The following is a 19,846-nucleotide window of genomic DNA, read 5'->3' on the forward strand; positions in this document are numbered from 1 at the left end:
CGCTCCTAAACGTTGCGGCCGGAGACGAACACGTCTTCCGCCGCGCGCCCTCGCGGTTCTGTCCCACCTTTGTGCAACGCTCCTGATTTATGGCGAACCTTCGCGACATACGAAACCGAATCAACTCGGTTGAAAACACGAAGCAGGTGACTCGCGCCATGAAGATGGTCGCGGCCGCAAAGCTTCGTAAAGCCCAGGAGCGGATCTTCAACACCCGACCGTATGCGTTTAAGATCCGCGAAATCGTCGATCACCTCCAGGAAGAGCTGGACCCCACGGCGCACGAGTTCTTCCAGTCACGGGAGGAGATCGACGGCGTGCTGCTGGTGATCATCACCGCCGACCGCGGTCTTGCCGGCGCGTTCAACTCGAACGTGATCAAGAAGGCGGAACAGGCGATCGAGAACCAATACCGCGACGTCCAGAAAGCGGGCAATCTCTATCTGCTGTGCGTTGGGCGAAAAGGGCACGAACACTTCTCCAAGCGCGATTATCAGATCGTAGGAGACTATCGCGGCGTATTTGACGGCCTGTCCTTTAAGACGGCGGCCAGCATTGTCGAAGATGCGATCGAAGGATTTCGCCGCGAGCTCTGGGATGAGGTTGACGTGGTCTACAACGAGTTTAAGAACACGATCGCACAGAACCGGATCGTGGAACCGCTCCTCCCGATTCCGGAGGAAACGTTCAAAACGCCGATCATGGAGGAGGAACTCACGGGCGAACCACTCTCCGCAAACGGTCAGGAGATCGACTACATCTTCGAGCCCGGCGCCCGAAAAATCCTCGACGAGATCGTCCCGCGGTACCTGAACTACCAGCTGTGGCGAGCGCTTCTTGAGTCCAACGCCGCAGAGCAGGGCGCACGAATGGTCGCGATGGACAATGCAACATCGAACGCCGAAGACCTACTCGAAGACCTGCGTATCACGTACAACCGTGAGCGCCAGAACGCCATTACGATGGAGATCCTCGATATTACAAGCGGGGCCGAAGCGCTCGGGAACGGGTGATCTCGCCCGGAGGTGCGTGAACAGATGTCGAATGTTCGTCGGCCGACGATGCGCACGGAACTGTGAATCTCCACCCGTATTGTAACATCTCCTTCCGCAGAGCAGCAACATTCGGCTCGCACGCAGCATACACGTATACACTTCCCGGAGAGGTGGCCGAGTGGTCGAAGGCGCTCCCCTGCTAAGGGAGTAAACCGTTTACGCGGTTTCGAGGGTTCGAATCCCTCCCTCTCCGCACGAAGCCGGTTCCGAGATTTCTCGGGGCCGGCTTTTGCAATGTCTGCATTGTGCCGGAGCCCGCGTGCCGTGCCGGTACCGCGAACCTGATGGTTGCCGGAAAAGCGCGGGTTCGCCCGTTATATCCCTCGTCCATGGACCAATCCGACCGTCCGACCGTCGTCATCGCAGGCGCTACCGGCTTCGTCGGTACGGCGCTTCGCGAAGCCCTGTCCGATACCTACCGCGTGGTTGCACTGACGCGCTCGCCGGTGCGCGCCCGGGCGAACGCAGATCAGCCCGGATCCGAGGAATGGAAGCACTGTGACCTGTTCTCGCCGTATGACATTAAAGAGTGCCTCAAGAGGGCCGATTACGCCATTTACCTGGTGCACTCAATCCTTCCGTCGTCGCGTCTGACTCAGGCGGAAGTTACAGATCTGGACCTGCTGATGGCGGACAACTTCGCGCGTGCCGCGGAGGCGCAGGGCGTCCGGCAGATGCTGTACGTCGGCGGCCTTGTTCCCGAGCACGTTGCCGTGGAGGACCTTCCCCCGCGGATGCGGAGCCGGGTCGAAATTCAGTCCACTCTGTCGTCGACGTCGGTGCCGCTCACCACGCTCCGCGCGGGATTGATTGTCGGCCCGGGAGGCACGTGGCTCCGGCTTCTGCTGAACCTCGTTCGTCGACTGCCGGTGATGCTGTTGCCGAACTGGACGCGGGCGCAGACGCAGCCTGTCTCGGTCGACGACATGATTCGTGGCCTGCTGACGTGTCTCGGCTCGCCGGAGCATTACGGCCATACCTACGACGTGGGCGGGCCGGAACGCATGACGTACCGGGACATGCTGCAGAAAACGGCGCGCGCGGTCGGTCTTCGCGAGCGACCGATGGCGACCGTCCCCTTCGACGCCCCCGATTTCTCGAAACTCTGGGTCTGGGTCTTCAGCGGCGGTCCTTGGGCGATCGTCTCCCCGATCATCGACAGCCTGCGCCTCGGCGCAAAAGTCAAAGACAACCCGTTGCAGCGCCAGCTGGAACCCGACGCTCTTCCCTTCGAGGACGCCGTCCGACGTTCCGTGAATCCGGCCGGGCGTCCGTTGCCCAACCCACGGGCGGAATTGCGCTCCGAAGACGACGCCGTCATTCGGTCCAACAGCGTCGCGCGATCCGTTCAGCGCCTGCCGCTGCCGCCGGGCTACACGGCACGCGATGTGGCGCACGAGTACATCCGGTGGCTCCCCCGCTTCGGATGGCCGCTTCTCAACTGCTCGGTGGAAGGGAAACGCGTGTGCAAGTTTCAGGTACGTCCGTTCGGCCTGACGCTTCTTGAGATTACCTACGCGCCGGACGAGAGCCCCGAGGGGCGCCACCTCTTCTACGTTACCGGCGGCCTGCTCGCCGACCTCAGCACCGGGCACGAAGGCCGGCTTGAGTTTCGCCGGGCGCTGAACGGGGAATACGTGATCACCGCCGTGCACGATTTCGCGCCGATGCTCCCCTGGTACGTGTACAACGCCACCCAGGCGCTGGCGCACCTGCTTGTTATGAACCGCTTCGGCGGCCACCTGCGCCGGCTCAGCCGCCGGATGCGTCAGGATGCCGAACCGGGCGACGACGTGACGCCATCTGCAGAAGAACGACCCGCCGTTCGATGATGAAGCCTCTTCGCCCGTGACTCTACATCCCCGCAGATGGATGGGACCGGTCGTTCTGCATGAAGTCTGAATGCACTGCCTGCGTCAGGGCACATGCGGCGGAGACCGAAGTACAGGACAATCGCCCGGTCGTTTGCCTCGTCAGCGTATTCGTTCATGTCGCTCACCGATCACCAGCAGGAGGCGTACGACGTCGTCTACGAACGTCTCGCTTCGGGAGAGCGGTTCACCGGTCTTCGTGGATATGCCGGCACCGGGAAGACCTTCTTGGTGACGCAGCTCGTCGATCAGTTGACGTCCGAGGGCTGCACGGTCACGGTGTGCGCCCCGACCCACAAAGCCGTCCAGGTTCTGCGCGATCAGTTAAACGGTGGTGAGGTCGAGACGCAGACGCTCCATTCCTACCTCGGGCTTCGCCTGCAGCCGGATGTCGACGGGCAGTACGTGCTCGTTCCCGAAGGAATGGAGGAGGAGCGCCCGGCGAGCGTGGTGATGTGTGACGAAGCGTCCATGGTCGGTCGTGACGAGTGGGAGTATATTCAGGCGTCCCAGCGCAACCTGCAGTGGCTCTTCGTCGGCGACCCTGCGCAGCTGCCGCCTGTCAACGAGGACCCGTCGCCGGCGCTGGAGGTGGAGGGCCCCATGCTGGAAGAGGTGCACCGGCAGTCAACGGACAACCCCATCCTGGATCTGGCGACGAAGGTCCGACGGGGGACGGCCCATCGCTTCCAATCGCGATTCAAGGATGGGATCGGCGTTGCAATCACCCACAAACGGGAAGCATTCCTCGACACGGTCCTCCGCACCTTCAACTCCGACGCATTCGCGGACGACGCAACCCACGCCCGCCTTCTCGCCTACCGTAACCGGACCGTCCGGCAGTACAATCGTGAAATCCGGTCGGCGCGCTACGGGAACGACGCGCCTCGATTTGAAGAGGGCGAGTGGCTCGTCGCCCGGGAAACGTGGTTTCACGAAGGGGCGCCGGTGGTCAAGAACAGCGAAGAGTTGCGGGTCACGCGGACGTCGATCACAACGTTCGAAGCGGACGACCTTAGCGAGTGGAAGGTGTGGAAGTTGAAGGTTCGTAGTCCCTATGCTGCGTTCACGCGAACCATTCTTGTGCTCCATGAGGACGAGCAGGAGCGCTACGAAAACGATATGGAGCGCCTTCGTCTCCGGGCGAAGGAGGACGGATCCAACTGGGCGGCGTTCTACGATCTGCGCGAGCGGTTCGCCGCCGTCGACTACGCGTATGCCACGACGGTCCACAAGGCACAGGGATCTACGTTCGATACCGTGTTCGTGGATCACCGCGACCTTCAGGCGTGTCGTGGACCGGAAAAGGCGGCACTCCTGTACGTCGCCGTCACGCGTCCGGCGCGACGTCTCGCTCTCCTCGTTTAGAGGCCTCGTGTACAGGCTGAGATCGCCGGGCGACACACGGCCGAGTCCGTTGCGACCCGGAGGTATCCATTTGTCATTTCATGGATACCATTATCGATGATTAAATATTGATAAGGTCGGAGCGTCCGCCTACATTACAGATCTTGCTGTTCTTCACTGATCTGTAGTGTCGTGATCGAGCCTTCGAGTCATTGTTGGTTGGTGTGCGGGCAGGCCGTTGCTGTACTCCTTCTGCTGATGCCCAGCGCATCGGATGCGGCCGTTCAGGAGCGCATCGATCGGGGTGGGCAACGGGTGCAGGCGACCGTAAGCCCGTTTGCTCCTCGTGCGAACGCCGCTCGCGAGATGCGCCGGGATCCGGAGGCGCCGCTCAATCGGTCGGCAGAGCGTTCTCCCGCCACGGAAAATGGCGACGTTACCGCGGACCTTCGCCGGGCCTATACGCGAGGGGATCATGCGGACGTGCTACGTCGGGCCACCGACGTGCTCGACGGGCACTGGCAGCGCCTCGACAGTACGGCGGTCCACGACGTCACCGCCATGGCACGGGATGCGGCAACGGACCTTCACCGGTCGGATCTCGCGCTGCACTATGCTCACCTCGCACGATACTACAGCCGTCATCTCTCAGACCCTGTTCAGGCAACGGCGACGATCCGTCTTGCCGGCGTCCAGATGCATTCCGGCACCCTCGGTGAGGTGATCGATCTTCTCGGGTCGGCACGAGCGGTGCTTACCGAGGCACGGAGCGGTGCCTCGACGCGAATCGCACGCTGTGAGTGGCACAGGGCACATCTTCGGTTCCACACGCTCTCGATTCTAAGGGACTCGGACGGGGACGAGATGTTGGAGAAGGCGAGGACCGCGCTTGCGTCTGCACGAGAGATCGATATCTACGGCATCGGTCCGCAACTTCGCGTACCGTTTCAGGTTGAGCTTAACCTCGCAGAGGCGGTCGTGGCGGACGCTTCGGGCCATCTCCAACGGGCACAGGCAGCCATTGAACGGGCGCAACGCCGGGCTTCAGATGCGGATGGTCGAAAGCTGTCACTGCGCGTGCAACACGTCGTCGCCGAAATTGACCGGCGCCGGGGGAATAGCACGAAGGCGATGACTGCGTTTGAGGCGCTCGCCGAGGCGAGCCGCGCATATCCGTACTTCCGGGCCACCGCACTGGCCGGGCTGGCCGAGACGGCGGCGTCGATCGGCGAGGTGAAACGCGCGCAGAAAGCGATGCAGCAGCTCCGCTCCGAGGGAGCCCACCGTGAGCACCAGCGTGCGCTCCGGGCCGTCGTGAAATCCTCGGCGACCGGGGGGTATTCCGTGGAGACCTGGGGCTTAATCGCGCTGCTCGTTATGGTCATGACCGGGGGATGGAGCCTGGTCCTACGGCAGCGTAGCGAGAATGCGTCGCGTCCGAGGCTGTACGTTCGGGACACCGCGAAAGGGGAAGACGCCTGGGTGCCGATCGATCCCGGCAGCCTGGTGGAGCACATCCGGTCGAATGTCAGCCCGCAAGACGTGATGGATCGCGTGGACCGATGGGAGGGGGATGCCACGAGCGATGAGGAAGAGACCCCGGGAACCGTCGTCCTCGAGTTCCCGAAGAAGATGTCCGTCGCTGTCGCGTCGCCAGGGGCCTGTCCGGATCCGGGGTCGAATGACGCTAACAACAAAACACCGGGCCCGAACGCATCGGACCCGGTGTCGGGTAGTACAAACGTCAACGTCGAGTGCGTGGACGACGAGGGACACAAGCGTCCCCCCGTGCAAATTCCTGAGCGACTGTCAGACACGTTTACGAAGAACCGCCTCTTTGGCCTTCAGGTTGATGCGGGGGTCGTCCTTTTTTACCGGTTGAACGCACCTGGTGAGAAGATCATCCACGTCGGCGAAGACAAACGCATCGATTGGCGTCCTGCGGACCGAATCATGGGCGTCCCGATTGCCCTGATACAGGCATGATTTACCGTCCTGTATGAGATTTACCGGTTCGCGAAGCCGGGATCTTATAACACTGAATCGTATACGTTTGTCAATTAGCTAAGACAGCAGATACATACGAGAAAAACATTGACGATGCACCTACTCGTTCGTATAATACTGTCACGTGCTATTGCCTGCGTACCGGCTCACGCACTCGTCAGCCACACGGCTAGACAGTTGCATCCGACGGGGGCGGCGGAATCGGGTTGTCATCCGGCACGTCCGGATCGCTCGGTGCCGGTTGCTGATTTACAATGATACTGCTCAACTTCGACCTCTCGGACGTAATGCGCACGGTATCCATACTTTCTGTTGTCGTCTTGATTGGGGTGATGATGATACCCCATAATGTATGGGCGAATGGTTCGGATATACAAGCGTCGTGTGAAACGGTCTACGATCGCATTTATCCGGCATGGCAAGCGGAAGAATGGGAACAGGTCGTGCGGGATGCCCGAATGGCCCGTACATGCCTGGGAGATGGCGCACGCGATCGATTCGAATATACCTACGTAGCAGAGACGGATGCTCTGCGACAGCTTAATCGAAATCGGGAGGCGCTTGACGTCGCACGGGATGTACTGGAAAAAAACGTCATCCAGCAGAATCAGACCTACGTACCGTATGTCCTTGAAAGTGCCGCACACGCGGCGCTTTCACTCGGAAAGGACGCATTGAGTGTTCACTACTTCAACCTCGCGGCCCTGGAGTCCGAGGGCATCGATCCTTTGCACCGATTCAACAACGAGCGTTCGCTTGCGCTGCTACAGATCCGTGTTGGGAATCCCCAATCTGCGCTTAGAACGGCAAATAATGCCCTCGAAGCGTTAAAAGAACAGGATTTCGATGGCGGTGAGGCGATCGAAGCAAAACTCCACTTCACGGCCGCTGCCGCACTAATGATCGGCTGTGACGAACAAGGCGCAGGTGCGACGGCTCCGGACCCGAATCAATGTGGACGCTGGCAGCAAGCACTACGACACCAGGAGAAGGGTACGAATGCAGCAGAGAGGCTCTCTGGTACCGCACGAGTTGATGCGCGCCGAAGTCAGCTCAGCAACGAGTTTCTCATTGCACGTGCTCGAGGAGAACACCGACAAGCACTAGCACTCATCGAGGAGGCGGCTGCGCTCGGCCAGAAACTCGGCGACCAGTGGACCCAGTTCCAGTCCGAGTACCGTCAGGCACTGATCCGTAGCGACCAGGGCCGGTACAGCGAGGCGCTTCAGATCACGTCTAACCTCGCTGATCATATCCGAACGTCCGGTCAACGGCGGTATCTCCCATACCTGCTGAACGTGCAGGTGCAAATTGCCGCCAGTGCGAATGATATGGACGTCGCCCGCGAAGCGCTGCAACAGCTCGCGGCGATGGATGACGAGGCTCCGGACACGATTTACCGGGAGGCGTCGGCGACTTACGCATCCGTCTTCGGTGCTCCGATGCAGGAGGGCCCGTACTCCTTCTGGATGCTTCTCTCCATCGCCGTAGGCGTGTCGGTCGTCCTTCAGTTCATCGGAAGTGCCGCGCGGCGCCATTACGACGGCACGGGCCTGTTTGAAGGGCGCGTTCCTGCGCACGCCCATCGTGACGGAACATCGGAAGCGGCACCAGGCACCGACCCGCGTCATCGCCTGGACGTTCGGATGCCCGAGGAGGGACGCCTGATCCCACATCCTCCGGCAGCCAGCGCGTCGCCCGACCATCCCACCACGCCCGAGCACCACGCCCCGGAGACGGATCGCGACGACCTCGCCGATGACAGCCCGTCCGGGGACGGCTTCTGCTGGGCCGACGAAGATGCCGAATGGATGCAATCGATCGGCATCAACATCGACGACCTGCCGGTCGTTGAGCCGCACGTGCCTGCGCCGACCCAGCCGTCCACCCTGGGCGACATGCTCCGAGAAACGCTTCGGGAAAACGCGACGGTGCCAGTGTATGGCGGTGACGGTGCGCAGGTGGAAACGACCGAACTGTCCCAGCGCGTCATCGATCACGCGACGACGGACCGCTTCATTGCGATTGAGATGTCCGATACGGTGGTTATCGCCTATCGATATGCCCGACCACAGAAAACCATCGTGCGGCAAACCCCCGACGGCCGCATGGAAACCGTCCAGCTCGACCGACCGGTGACGGCCGTTCCCGTCGCGGTGCTCGGAGCGGCACCCTGATTCACCGATATAACGGGACGACGCACAGCGATCAGCATGAACGGGCGATCTCATGACGAGATCGCCCGTTTCACATTCGTGGCAGGTGCTCCCTACCGCGGGCTGAATCCGGTCTGGAGCAACAGGGGCCGCTCCGTTACCGGGGCGCGGGCGTAACGCTCGCGGTGTCTGAGACACCATACGGGACACGGCTCCTCGCTCTCTGGTGCTTGACCGAGCGCATCACGGTCGGCCGCCGACCGGAAACGCTCTCTCTGCGTCTTAACGATACGTCTCATCCCAGCCATGGGTCGCACGAAATCCATCCTGCTCGTCGAAGACGATTCGGACATCGCGGATCTGTTATTACTTCATCTATCGGACGCCGGTTATGATGTGGAGGTCGTAGAGGACGGGGATGCAGGTCGGGAGCGCGCTCTCGACGGCAGCCACGATCTCGTGATCCTGGACATCATGTTGCCGGGAACCGACGGGTTTGACATCTGCCGCGATCTACGGGCCCGCGATCGGTCGAAACCCGTACTCATGATCACGGCCAAAACTGAAGAGGTAGATAAAGTGCTCGGTCTTGAGCTGGGCGCGGATGATTACATCACCAAACCGTTCAGTATCCGTGAGGTGCTGGCACGCGTGAAGGCTGTTTTTAGGCGCATCGAGGTGGACCACGAGGCGGCGTCCGACAGCACGCAGCCGATCACCGTCGGTCCCCTGAGGATCGAGCCGACGAAGCGAAAAGTGTCGCGGGGCGGCGAAGCCGTGGATCTGACGGGGAAAGAGTACGAACTCCTGCTTCTGTTCGCACGGAATCCCGGACGCGTCTACAGCCGGCAAGAGCTTCTCGAAGACGTATGGGGATACCAGTACAGCGGATACTCCCACACGGTCAACACCCACATTAATCGTCTCCGCAATAAGCTGGAGCCGGATCCCTCAAATCCAATCTACGTCCGGACCGTCTGGGGCGTCGGGTATCGGTTCGCAGAGCCTGAAGAGCTGACGGCGCCCCGGGACGCGGAGTGATCGGCCCGTTCCAAGGCTGGAAGACCCTGACAGGTGCATCCGTCGCAATCGTTCAACTTCTACGGCCATGCTCCATAGTTTTTACGCAAAGCTGAGTGCCCTCTTCCTACTGCTGATCGTCGGCCTCGGCGTGATCATCGCGACGCTGGGTGTGCGGGCGGCGCAGCAGTACGCCGACGAGGTGGAGCAGAAGCTCAATCGGACCCTGGCGGAAGAGCTCGTACCCCGCTTCGAGCCGCTCCTTGAGGACCGTGTCGAGTACGAGGCCATCGAGGCGGAGATTGAGGACATGACCGGCATCAATCGTCGCATCGAGATCTATCTGCTCGACGACGACGGGGGCCTGAAAGCATCGTTCGGGGTCCCCGAGGCCAGCATGAAACGGTCGGCGGTCGCGATGGAGCCGATTCGTCAGTTTATGAGCGGAGAGGAACTACCCATCCTGGGAGACGATCCGCGCGACCCGGACGGGCATAAGCCGTTCTCGGTCGCTCACATCGACGCCATGGGGCAGCGGGACTGCTACCTCTATATCATCCTGGGAAGTGAGCAGTACGCAAGCACGGCGCGGATGCTCGGTGACAGCTACATTGTTCAGACAGCGCTTCGCGGTCTTGCGCTGGTGCTTTTCACCACGGCGGGCCTCGGTCTTTTCTTCTTCCGGCGGCTCACGCAGCGACTCCGCGCGATGCAGAACGTCGTCTCCCGATTTGAGCGTGGCGACTTCAAACAGCGCATGACGGTCCGGTCGAGCGACGAAATCGGACGCCTCGCCGAGTGTTTCAATCAGATGGCGGACACGCTGGTCGATACCATGAAGGACCTTCGAGACGCCGACCGGATGCGGCGTGAGCTGGTGGCAAACGTATCGCATGATCTCCGGAGCCCCCTTTCGTCGATCCAGGGCTACCTAGAGACGGTGTCGATCAAGGACGGCGACCTCGACCCGGCTGAACGACGCCGGTACGTGGAGACGGCACTTCGAAACGCACAGCGCCTGAATTCGCTCGTTGGCAGCCTTTTCGAACTGTCGAAGCTCGAGACGAAACAGATCCAACCGGAGCCCGAGGCCTTCCCGCTCGCCGAACTCGTGCAGGATGTCGTCCTTCAGTACCGGCCGCGGGCGGAGGCGGAGGATGTCGACCTGCAGGCTGAGCTGCCGGACCGGCGCGTCCGGACGCACGCCGATATTGGACTCATGGAGCGTGTGCTCACTAATCTCATCGACAACGCGATCCACTACACGCCGGCCGGAGGAACCGTCCGCGTCGGGATGTCGGTGACGGAGACCGGGGACGAGGACGGTGGTGCGCCCCCCGATGGTGCGCCCCCTGATGGTGCGACCCCCGATCGAATCCGCCTGTTCGTCCGGGACACCGGCCCCGGCATTCCCGAGGATGATGTGCCTCACGTGTTTGAGCGCTTTTACCGGGTGGACAAGAGCCGGGACCGGGATCGTGGTGGAGCCGGGCTCGGACTGGCCATTGCCCACACGATCGTGGACCTGCACGGCGAAACGCTTCAGGTGAAGAGCGATGTCGGTCGAGGCACCACCTTCTGGTTTGATCTCCCCGTCGTCGACGGGTAGGATGAACCGTGTCAGGGGGATTGGACCCGATGGCGCCGGATACTCAGCTTTCCCACACATTACCAACCGCAGCGCAGAAGGGGCACAACCCGGCCCCAAAGGCTCGTGCGCGACGCTTAGCGGCAAGGTTGCTCCAGGCTCACATCCAGAAGAGCACGAGATACAGAGCCAGCCGATCAACCTTGCGTCATAAGTCCCCGGCGAGAGAGGCACTGGTGCATGATTTGGTGCGCCAGTGTATACCCGCGCGGCGGAGAAGAGGCGATGGCCGAAGATTTACACCATCGCTTATTTGTGGTGCAATCCATCTGAAAGAATCCAACAGCATCGGCCGCATGCGGGACCGCGCTCTTCCCCACGAGTAGACGACGAGGCCCAGCGATGACGTCTTCCAACAACACAGACACGGACCGGGTCTCCGCACTGACGAGTCCATCGACGATCCCGGCGTCCGTCCTGAAGTCGGACGTTGCACACCTGCGCGCGGAACTGGAGCGGGTGCAACGTGAGAACGACCGGCTCATGAAGGAAAATCGCTCGCTCCGTCGCGAGGCAACCCTGGTCCGGCTCTACCGGGCCATAGGTGAACGTCGCGCGGCCGAGGCCCGTCGGACCGGGGGCGGGGAGTCTGCTCCAGCGGCGGCCGCGGACCTCTATTACCGCCTGCCGGTCTCCTTCACGTTTGCGGACTTCTTCCGACACGCCGCCGCGGCGAATCTCGATACGCAAACAGCCCGGTCATGCCTGCTGCATTACCTCGATGATCGGCTGCTGCTTCAAGTTGGCTCCCGACTCCGCAAGACCGACGTCGTGCTCCGCCACACGCGTGAGTAAACGCCTCGACACCGGGGCGCTTTTCCCGAACACGAAGATGGGCTCAGCCCAGGTCGTAGACTGATCCGAATTTGGAGCGAACGTACGCCAGCCACGGCTCCGCGCTCAATTCCTCGCCGGTTATCCGTTGTAGAAGATCCGGGGCCGTGATCTTGCGTCCGTGCTGATGAACGTGCGCCCGCAGCCAGTCTAGAAGCGGACCGAAGCGACCGCCGGCCAGGTCCTCGTCCAGGCCTGGATGGTCCTCTCGAATTTGCTCCATCAACTGGACTGACATCAGGTTGCCGAGTGCATACGTGGGAAAGTATCCGATCGCGCCGAGCGACCAATGCACGTCCTGCAACACGCCGTCGGCATCGGTGTCCGGCACGACCCCGAGGTAGTCCTCCATCTTTTCCCTCCAGAGCTCCGGCAGGGCGTCGACGTCGATGTCCTGGTTGATGAGCCCGCGCTCGAGCTCGAACCGGAGCATGATGTGCAGATTGTACGTGACCTCGTCGGCTTCTACGCGGATCAGCGACGGCTCGACTCGATTGATGGCCCGGTAAAACGTGTCCAGGTCCGTGTCGCCGAGAGCATCCGGGAAGGCTTCTTTGAGGGGGGTGAAGTAGTGAGACCAGAAGGCACGGCTTCGCCCCACCAGGTTTTCGTAGAGACGCGACTGGGATTCGTGCATGCCGAGTGACGTCCCCTCCGCGAGCGGGGTGCGGTCGAGGGCGTCGTCAATGCCCTGCTCGTAGAGACCGTGGCCGGCTTCATGGAGCGTCGAGAAGAAGGCCGCCGGAAAGTACGACTCGTTATACCGAGTGGTGAGGCGAACATCGCCCGTCGAAAACGACGTCGTGAACGGGTGCGCGGATACGTCTTCCCTTCCCCGATCGAAGTCGTACCCCAGGTCCTTGATGACCTCGTGCGCGAACTGCTTCTGCTTTTCGACCGGGAAGGTGCGGTGCAACACCGCATTGTCGAGCGCCTGCGATGCGGCGATGGCGTCCACGATCGGGACCAAGTCCTCGCGCAGCTTTTCGAATGTGTCTGCCACCGTGGCGGTCTCCATCCCCGGCTCGTACTCATCAAGCAGCGCGTCGTAAGGCTCCGACTCGTAACCGAGGGCCTCGGCTTTCTGAAGGTTGAGATTCACGATCCGGCGAAGAAGCGGCGCGAACCGGCCGAAGTCGTCGTTCGCGCGGGCCGCCTTCCAGGCCTGTTTTGCCTCGGAAACGGTCTTCGACATCTCGGCAACGAGCGAGGTGGGGAGCTTCCGATCCCGCTCGTAGTCCCGTCGCGTCACCCGGATAAGGCTGGCATCGTCCCCGAGCGGGTCGGCACCGTCGAGGTTGCGTTCCGCGCGGTCGAGAAGCGTTCCCGTTTCGTCCGCGACGAATTGCTCGTGCGCCAGCGTTTGTAGAGTGGAGAGTTGTTGGGCCCGGGCCTCGGCGCCACCGGGCGGCATGTACGTTTCCTGGTCCCAGGACAGGACGTTCGAGGCAGCCTTGAGATCTTCGATACGCCCGAGTCGGGCTTTCAGGTCGGCCAGCGCGGTACTCATGAAAAGACGGGCAGTGGGTTCGGAAGGGAGGGGAGGGGATTGGAGAAAAAGAACATCGCGTTTGATACAGAGGTTCGCAGTGCCGTGTGCGCGTTAGCGAAGTCCGCGCGGAAGCACGAATCGTTCGGTCGCTTCGAGGGTACCGAGAACAAGAATGGTCAGAACCGCGGCCGGGACGGTTCCTTCCAGGATGAGCCCGAGATCGGCGCGTCGAATGCCGGTCAGGATCGGTTGTCCGTATCCGCCGGCGCCGATCAGCGCACCGAGCGTCGCCGTGCCAATGTTGATCACGGCGGCGATCTTGATGCCGGCGAGAATGGATCGAGCCGCGATGGGAAGCTCCACGCGAAAGAGCTGCGCCATGCGCGTCAGACCCAGCGCCTCCGCCGACTCGCGCAGAGAGCGTGCGATGTCGTTCAGGCCCGTGTAGGTATTCCACACGATCGGAAGAAGGCTGTAGAGAAACAGCGCGATGACAGCGGGTGTCCGTCCGAGGCCCACGAGCGGGACCATCACTGCCAGGAGCGCGAGTGCCGGGACGGTGTACATTACGCCGACGAGGAGGAGGACGCTCGGCCCAACGATGCGGACGTTGGCGGCGATGATGCCGAGCGGGATTCCAAGAAGAATGGCCAGACCGAGCGACAGCCCGACAAGGATGAGGTGCTCCACCGATCGCGTCTCAAGACGCTCGACCCACGAGGTCGTCGATGCCGTCACGGTTTCCGCAAGGTCGAACGTTTGGTTCAGTAACCGTGCGGCGACGCGTTGCTCCGGAATGCCGTCTATCTTTGCTTGCTTATTCAGCTGCTGCATCGTGTCGGCGGGAAGGCGGTTCTCCAGGCGCCGCAATTGCCGAATGGCCTCCGGAGCCTGCTCGTCAAGCTCCGCCCGGTAGAGGAACAGGGCGCGATACTCCGGAAAGTGGTTGCGGGAGTCGTCCAGCACCCGGAGATCGTACGCCCCGATTTCGGCGTCGGTCGAGTAGAAGTCGATGACGTCGATTTGCCCGGCCCGGAGGCCCCGATACGCGAGGTCGTGATCGATGCCGCGGGCCTCGTGCGGAAGGTCGTATGCCGCTTTGAGCGACGGCCACCCGTCGCCGCGATCCATGAATTCATTCGAGAACCCGAGGCGAAGATCGGGATAGCGCCGCAGGTCTGAAATCGACTTTATGCCAAGGGAATCGGCATGGTCGGCTCGCATACCGATGGCGTAGGTGTTGTTAAATCCCAGTGGCTCTGTTGTGGAGACCCCGTATTCCGCGAGCGTTTCCTCGAGCGTCGAGCGGGTGACGTCGGTAACGGAGAGGATTTCCTGGACGAGCGTTCCGGTGTACTCCGGATACGCATCAATATCGCCACGGACAAGCGCCTCCCACAGGAAACGGGATCCGCCGAGCTCCGCGCGGTGATCGGCCGCAAGTCCGGAGCTTCGCCAGAGCTGGGTGGCCATCCACCCGAGGATCACATTCTCGGTAAACTTCTTCGATCCGACGACGAGCGTGGTGTCCGACGACGCGTTGTGACCGGTCGTGTCGGGGCGTGCGTGTGTATCGGGCGGCGGAGCCGTGAAGAGGGCAGCGCTCAGGAGGAGAAATGCGATCGTACGGATCATGCGCGGCGGGGGAACCGATCGGGGAGGAGGGGAGAGGCTATACGAGGCTCGACCGCTGCGCCTGAACGAAGGTGCGGGCGAACTCGGACGCGGGCGCATGCAGCAGGTCGTCCATCGAACCGGACTGCTCGATCCGACCGTTTCGGAGGAGCACGACCTCATCTGCAACATACGCCGCTTCGCTCAGGTCATGCGTGACGAAAACGACGGTTTTGTCGAGCGAACGAAAGATGTCTCGCAGGTCGGATTGAAGATCGGCGCGAATCATCGGGTCCAGAGCGCCGAGGGGCTCGTCGAGCAGGAGGACGTCGGGGTCAAGCATGAGCGCCCGCATCAGGCTGACGCGCTGTCGCTGCCCGCCTGAGAGTTCGTTCGGGTACTGTTCGAGTCGATCTATCGGAAGCTGAACCAGCTCTGCGAGCTCCGACATTCGGCTGCGGATCCGCTCGGAGGGCCAGTCGAGGTGGCGGGCCAGAATCGCGACGTTCCCGCGACCGGTCAGGTGAGGAAACAGTCCACCGTCCTGGATCACGTAGCCCATCCGGTGGCGCAGGCGGGGCGGTGCGTCCGGGGTGATTGATTGCCCGTCTACGGACACGGTCCCTGCGTCGGCGGGGATCAGTCCGTTGATCAGGCGAAGCAGCGTCGACTTCCCGCAGCCGCTCGGTCCGATCAACACCGTCGTCTTTGCGGCCGCCATGTCCAGTGACACGTCGTCGACGGCGACGACCTCGCCGTACGTCTTCGTCAGTCTGTGCAGGCGGATCATTAGAAAGGAGGGGATTGCGGGGAGAATAGACCGGCAGAAGAAGGGATATCGCCGGTGAATCGACATCCATTAATCGACCGTGAAACCGATGGGCCCGGGGATCCTGTTGGTTGACAGGTCGTGAAACCAGTCCTACATTCGGCACCGGGCAGCAAAAAAAAACAGTGTGCTGTGCTGCTGACATGTTTTGATCAGCCAACGTAGCTCAGTTGGTAGAGCAGTCCCCTCGTAAGGGACAGGTCACCGGTTCGAGTCCGGTCGTTGGCTCTCCTTCGTCCTGTTTCGCATGATCTGCGAGGCAGGACGTTTTGTATATGCACGCGTCCGCCGCTTTCTTTCCTGTCAGCCCCTTTCCGTGCCGGACTTCCAGTTGAGTGATGACGAGAAGGATGTCCTCATCGCCGTCCACCAGGCCGGGGATGCGGACGTCTATCATCTCGCGGCGGCTGTCGGAGCGGGCCCCCGGCAGGTGCAGGATCTTGTCCGAGGGCTCGACGGAGCGGGACTCGTGATTGTGTCTGAGCGGGGAGACTGCATCGCCTGCACGCCCGCAGGTGAAGACCACGCACGGCGTCTTCAGCGGCAGTAGTACCGGCCGGTCCGCTGCTGTTCGCGGTCGGTCGCGGTCGAGCCGTCGCGCGCCATTCGGTTCCTGCCGTCCGTTTATCGCGGAGGTAGTAGGAAAGCCGGTCCTGCGAGGGCGCAGAACCGGCTTGTGGGAGGACGCGTGCGGTATCCGGTTGTGCGCGACCGGATTACTGCTCCTGACCCTTCGGCGACGGCACGTCCACCTCCAGATCCTCGCCGTTCAGCCAGGCGACGGCATCATCGCGGTCACCGGTCGCGTACATCTCGAGATGGGCGCTCGGGAACGCGAGATCGAACCGGTCCATCAGCGGTTCCCACGGTTCATCGTCTGTCAGAACGGCAATCCGATCCACGTCGCGGGCGTGGCGCACGTCAAACATAAAGTCTTCCCAGACCTCTTCCGGCTCCCAGCCGTCGACACCGTCCAGTTCGAAAAGCAGGCGGACCGTGTTGTGCCGTTCCACTTGATCTTTGACGTACGGGTAGACCGTGTTGAAGTCGTCTTCCGTGAGCGTGTCACCGAGGATGACCCCAGCCACGTTTTCACCGGGAACGTCGATAATCTCGTGCATAAAGCGTCAGGATGGCGTGTATAGCATAGCATTACGACACAGCCTAAATGCCCGGCCTACGTTCCCGTTGTGTTGTAAACGCAACATTTTCGAGACGAGCGTTGAGCGGGGCGGGCACTCAATACCGTGATTTCGCCGTTTAGACCGCGAAAACGGACCCATCGACTTGAAAAACAGTAAGAAATTGTCGACCATGTGAATTGTGTGAACTACCTTGCCCAGTCCGGGGACCGGCAGACTGCATTCTGGCATGATGCCGGTCCGGGCAAGTTCAGAGTGATCTTCACATCAACGCTCCTGGAACCATGAATAAGCGTGTGAAGCGTCAAATTATGATCGCCGCCGGCATCCTGGTCGGGTTTTTCGTGATCATGGCCATCATGGGCCAGGTCGCGTGATGAAATCTGGCGAGATGCCGTGCACGACGTTTTCGCTATCTTCTGTTTTCTGACACGCCCCGGGCGGCGGCCGCACCTCCTGCAACGAGCACCGCGATTCGCCGCCCGTGGTTCAGCCACGTCTCCCATTCCGAGGCGCGGCTTCTTTTTTTGCCTGTCATCCGTATCCTCCCCACGGCACCGTTTACGCCCTTCCACCGACCCTGCGAGCCGACTCGTTGAACCCGATCTCACTGTATCCGGCCGTCGACCGGCTCCTGCCGGCGGTCGTCGCTCTTCTGGGTGCTGTGCTGCTGGGTTTCTCCTCCCCGACGTGGGCACAGGTGAATACGGAGAAAATGCGTGCCCTGGATGTCGACGGGGTTGAAACGACGCTGGGTGCCGACGCCGTCGTGCAAGCGGGAAACGCGGATCTCTTTGAGGTTGGTGCCCGAGCCCGAATCGATCTGCGGAGCGGGCGGCACTACGCATTTCTGACGACGGACGTCCGGTATGGCGAGGAGGACGGCGAGCGCTTTCGAGATCGCGCGTTCGCCCATGTTCGCTATTCCTATCGCCTGACTCCGTGGCTCTCGCCCGAGTCCTTCACGCAGGTCGAGGAAAACGGATTCACGCTGCTTCAGCTTCGCCTGCTGTTCGGTCTGGGTCTACGATTTCAGTACGTCGATACGGAGTTTGTCAAGGTGTTTCAGGGAACGACGCCTATGCTGGAGGTCGAAAACCTCGACGGAGGCCGCATCGTCAACCACCCGGCATCCACCACAACCCTTCGATGGAGCAATTACGTCAATGTCCGGCTGCGCATATCGGAAACCACCTTCCTGCTGAACACGGTATACGTGCAGCCGCGCGCTGGAGAGCCGGAGGATGTCCGGGTTCTGAACGAAGCCGTTATCGCGGTCAGCATCACGAAGCACGTACTCCTGCGCGTCGGGCTTCAGCTCTACTACGATAGCCGCCCGCCGGAAAACATTGAGGATCTGGACGTTACGCTGCGCAACGGGCTTCAGGTTTCGTTCTAAGAACCGACGCTGCATCGGCATGAAGGTTGAACGTTTTAGGCCGGGTCCGGTCGACGCAAACGGCCGTCTAAGCCCGTGTGGCGTCGATCGCGTCGATTTGCAATTCATTCACCTCCATCACTGATGATCCGACTCCTTCACCTTGCCGACGTGCATCTCGACACCGCATTCGAAGGCCGCACGCATGATCTGAGGACGACCCTGCGGGCCTCGCTTCGATCCGCTCTGGAGCGTGCCGTCGACGTGGCCGTGCGTGAACCGGTGGATGTGGTGCTAATCGCAGGCGACCTGTTCGACGACGATCGCCTCAGCTTCACCACGGAGGCGTTTCTGGTCGCACAGGCGGAGCGATTACACGAGGCCGGCATCCCGGTGATTTACACCACCGGAAACCACGACCCCGGAGGCGACGGCTTTCGAGCATCACGCATTGCCTGGCCAGAAACGTTCATCTATGTCGACCGACCAGAGCCGGAAACGATCGATCTGACCGGCCCCGACGGCGCCGTCGTCGCGCATGTGACGGCAGCCGGGCACGCGTCCCGTCGAGAAGGGCGAAACCTGGCTGCGGACTTTCCGGGCCGCGAGGATCCGGACGTGCCGCACGTCGGTGTCCTCCATGCGCACGTGACCGGTGCCGCCCAGGTTGACGCCCATGACCGGTACGCGCCGTGCTCGCTCGACGATCTTCACGCTGCCGGGTACGACTACTGGGCGCTCGGCCACATCCATCAGCAGCAGGCGGTCGACGACGCGGGGACCGTCTGGTATGCCGGGAACCTGCAGGGGCGCTCGCCTCGGGAGACGGGAGCCAAGGGCGGACTTCTCGTCGAGGTCGAGGCCGGACAGCCGCCCGCGGTGACGCCCGTTCCGTTCGCCCGGACGCGCTGGGAAACGGTCGTGCTGGACGACCTCGGAAGCGTTGCGACGCTGCGCGAGCTCGAAGAGGTTGCGCGTTCGCAGCTCGTCGAACGCCTGGACGACGGACCGACCGACACGCCCGCCCTGCGCGACGTGCTGGTTCGCTTCGAACTCTCGGGGCCGTCGCCGCTCGCACCGGAGCTGGACGACGCCGACGCCGTCGATGAGTTGGAAGCCGTCCTGTGCGACCACCTCGGCGTTCTCGACGTAGACGTGCAGATCCGTGACCTGACGCCTCCGGTGGACGTCGAGCGATTTCGCGGGGAGGTCCATTTGGCCGGCGAGGTGCTGGATCTGATCCGCCGGGCCGCCGAAGACGACACCGTCCTGGCGGAGGTCTCGCCCGACGTCTGGGCGTCCCTCGATGATGAGGCCGACCGGGCGGCCATCCGCGAGTTGCTCGGTTCGCTGGACCGTGAAGCAATCGCACGCCTGGTGCAACGCGACGCCCGATAAACGATGGGCACCCCTGCCACTCCTTTTCCCGCAATTCCCCCGACGGACGTTCCGT

The 19,846-nt window shown here is 62.0% G+C and carries 15 protein-coding genes and 2 tRNA genes; 13 read left to right on the forward strand and 4 right to left on the reverse strand.

Going from position 1 to position 19,846, the window contains the following annotated elements; genetic code table 11:
• Positions 1 to 89: 89 nt before the first annotated feature.
• From atpG to ACFCU0_RS15090, 9 genes are all read left to right on the forward strand, one after another.
• Entirely contained in the window at positions 90 to 1,013 is a 924-nt protein-coding gene (gene atpG / locus ACFCU0_RS15050) for an ATP synthase F1 subunit gamma (RefSeq protein ID WP_434974503.1), read from the forward strand.
• A 146-nt stretch (positions 1,014 to 1,159) separates the two neighbouring features.
• Positions 1,160 to 1,248, forward strand: a tRNA-Ser gene (locus ACFCU0_RS15055).
• 136 nt (positions 1,249 to 1,384) lie between these two features.
• Positions 1,385 to 2,887, forward strand: coding sequence for an NAD-dependent epimerase/dehydratase family protein (locus tag ACFCU0_RS15060; RefSeq protein ID WP_434974504.1), 1,503 nt, complete (start codon positions 1,385 to 1,387; stop codon positions 2,885 to 2,887).
• Between the two features lie 156 nt (positions 2,888 to 3,043).
• Positions 3,044 to 4,294 carry an ATP-dependent DNA helicase gene (locus tag ACFCU0_RS15065; RefSeq protein WP_434974505.1) on the forward strand — a complete coding sequence of 417 codons (1,251 nt, stop codon included), beginning with the start codon at positions 3,044 to 3,046 and terminating at the stop codon, positions 4,292 to 4,294.
• Between the two features lie 237 nt (positions 4,295 to 4,531).
• A complete protein-coding gene (locus ACFCU0_RS15070) occupies positions 4,532 to 6,259 on the forward strand; it encodes a hypothetical protein (RefSeq protein WP_434974506.1) in 1,728 nt (575 codons plus the stop codon).
• Between the two features lie 479 nt (positions 6,260 to 6,738).
• Positions 6,739 to 8,457, forward strand: a complete 1,719-nt coding sequence (locus tag ACFCU0_RS15075; protein WP_434974507.1) for a hypothetical protein — start codon at positions 6,739 to 6,741, stop codon at positions 8,455 to 8,457.
• 285 nt (positions 8,458 to 8,742) lie between these two features.
• Positions 8,743 to 9,477 (forward strand): response regulator transcription factor, encoded by a 735-nt coding sequence (locus ACFCU0_RS15080; RefSeq protein ID WP_434974508.1) that lies wholly within the window; start codon positions 8,743 to 8,745, stop codon positions 9,475 to 9,477.
• 67 nt (positions 9,478 to 9,544) lie between these two features.
• Positions 9,545 to 11,065 (forward strand): ATP-binding protein, encoded by a 1,521-nt coding sequence (locus ACFCU0_RS15085; RefSeq protein WP_434974509.1) that lies wholly within the window; start codon positions 9,545 to 9,547, stop codon positions 11,063 to 11,065.
• Positions 11,066 to 11,446: 381 nt separating this feature from the next.
• Complete coding sequence (locus ACFCU0_RS15090) at positions 11,447 to 11,899, forward strand: hypothetical protein (protein WP_434974510.1); 453 nt, start codon at positions 11,447 to 11,449, stop codon at positions 11,897 to 11,899.
• Positions 11,900 to 11,942: 43 nt separating this feature from the next.
• Here the strand turns inward: ACFCU0_RS15090 and ACFCU0_RS15095 are convergent, their stop codons facing one another.
• From ACFCU0_RS15095 to ACFCU0_RS15105, 3 genes are all read right to left on the reverse strand, one after another.
• Positions 11,943 to 13,448 (reverse strand): carboxypeptidase M32, encoded by a 1,506-nt coding sequence (locus tag ACFCU0_RS15095; protein ID WP_434974511.1) that lies wholly within the window; start codon positions 13,446 to 13,448, stop codon positions 11,943 to 11,945.
• A 93-nt stretch (positions 13,449 to 13,541) separates the two neighbouring features.
• Positions 13,542 to 15,065 (reverse strand): ABC transporter permease/substrate-binding protein, encoded by a 1,524-nt coding sequence (locus ACFCU0_RS15100; RefSeq protein ID WP_434974512.1) that lies wholly within the window; start codon positions 15,063 to 15,065, stop codon positions 13,542 to 13,544.
• Between the two features lie 37 nt (positions 15,066 to 15,102).
• The gene (locus ACFCU0_RS15105; RefSeq protein WP_434974513.1) at positions 15,103 to 15,834 is read right to left on the reverse strand and encodes an ATP-binding cassette domain-containing protein; all 732 of its coding nucleotides are present in this window, start codon (positions 15,832 to 15,834) and stop codon (positions 15,103 to 15,105) included.
• A 194-nt stretch (positions 15,835 to 16,028) separates the two neighbouring features.
• On the opposite strand from ACFCU0_RS15105, the gene ACFCU0_RS15110 reads away from it, so the two are divergent.
• Both ACFCU0_RS15110 and ACFCU0_RS15115 read left to right on the forward strand, forming a co-directional pair.
• A tRNA-Thr gene (locus ACFCU0_RS15110) sits at positions 16,029 to 16,101 on the forward strand.
• A gap of 88 nt (positions 16,102 to 16,189) precedes the next feature.
• Positions 16,190 to 16,423, forward strand: coding sequence for a hypothetical protein (locus tag ACFCU0_RS15115; protein WP_434974514.1), 234 nt, complete (start codon positions 16,190 to 16,192; stop codon positions 16,421 to 16,423).
• A 166-nt stretch (positions 16,424 to 16,589) separates the two neighbouring features.
• On the opposite strand, the gene ACFCU0_RS15120 is transcribed toward ACFCU0_RS15115, so the two are convergent.
• Complete coding sequence (locus ACFCU0_RS15120; RefSeq protein ID WP_434974515.1) at positions 16,590 to 16,994, reverse strand: STAS/SEC14 domain-containing protein; 405 nt, start codon at positions 16,992 to 16,994, stop codon at positions 16,590 to 16,592.
• Between the two features lie 616 nt (positions 16,995 to 17,610).
• On the opposite strand from ACFCU0_RS15120, the gene ACFCU0_RS15125 reads away from it, so the two are divergent.
• Together ACFCU0_RS15125 and ACFCU0_RS15130 are read left to right on the forward strand one after the other, a co-directional pair.
• A complete protein-coding gene (locus ACFCU0_RS15125; protein ID WP_434974516.1) occupies positions 17,611 to 18,414 on the forward strand; it encodes a DUF481 domain-containing protein in 804 nt (267 codons plus the stop codon).
• A gap of 123 nt (positions 18,415 to 18,537) precedes the next feature.
• Positions 18,538 to 19,791 carry a metallophosphoesterase gene (locus ACFCU0_RS15130; protein ID WP_434974517.1) on the forward strand — a complete coding sequence of 418 codons (1,254 nt, stop codon included), beginning with the start codon at positions 18,538 to 18,540 and terminating at the stop codon, positions 19,789 to 19,791.
• Positions 19,792 to 19,846: the final 55 nt, after the last annotated feature.

The organism is Longibacter sp., assembly GCF_051155795.1.
GTDB lineage: Bacteria > Bacteroidota > Rhodothermia > Rhodothermales > Salinibacteraceae > Longibacter.

Excerpts from the sequence above, each read along its gene's own strand:
- atpG (WP_434974503.1), top strand. The coding sequence starts at position 90 with ATGGCGAACCTTCGCGACATACGAAACCGAATCAACTCGGTTGAAAAC.
- ACFCU0_RS15060 (WP_434974504.1), top strand. The coding sequence starts at position 1,385 with ATGGACCAATCCGACCGTCCGACCGTCGTCATCGCAGGCGCTACCGGC.
- ACFCU0_RS15065 (WP_434974505.1), top strand. The coding sequence starts at position 3,044 with ATGTCGCTCACCGATCACCAGCAGGAGGCGTACGACGTCGTCTACGAA.
- ACFCU0_RS15070 (WP_434974506.1), top strand. The coding sequence starts at position 4,532 with ATGCCCAGCGCATCGGATGCGGCCGTTCAGGAGCGCATCGATCGGGGT.
- ACFCU0_RS15075 (WP_434974507.1), top strand. The coding sequence starts at position 6,739 with ATGGCCCGTACATGCCTGGGAGATGGCGCACGCGATCGATTCGAATAT.
- ACFCU0_RS15080 (WP_434974508.1), top strand. The coding sequence starts at position 8,743 with ATGGGTCGCACGAAATCCATCCTGCTCGTCGAAGACGATTCGGACATC.
- ACFCU0_RS15085 (WP_434974509.1), top strand. The coding sequence starts at position 9,545 with ATGCTCCATAGTTTTTACGCAAAGCTGAGTGCCCTCTTCCTACTGCTG.
- ACFCU0_RS15090 (WP_434974510.1), top strand. The coding sequence starts at position 11,447 with ATGACGTCTTCCAACAACACAGACACGGACCGGGTCTCCGCACTGACG.
- ACFCU0_RS15095 (WP_434974511.1), bottom strand. The coding sequence starts at position 13,448 with ATGAGTACCGCGCTGGCCGACCTGAAAGCCCGACTCGGGCGTATCGAA.
- ACFCU0_RS15100 (WP_434974512.1), bottom strand. The coding sequence starts at position 15,065 with ATGATCCGTACGATCGCATTTCTCCTCCTGAGCGCTGCCCTCTTCACG.
- ACFCU0_RS15105 (WP_434974513.1), bottom strand. The coding sequence starts at position 15,834 with ATGATCCGCCTGCACAGACTGACGAAGACGTACGGCGAGGTCGTCGCC.
- ACFCU0_RS15120 (WP_434974515.1), bottom strand. The coding sequence starts at position 16,994 with ATGCACGAGATTATCGACGTTCCCGGTGAAAACGTGGCTGGGGTCATC.
- ACFCU0_RS15130 (WP_434974517.1), top strand. The coding sequence starts at position 18,538 with ATGATCCGACTCCTTCACCTTGCCGACGTGCATCTCGACACCGCATTC.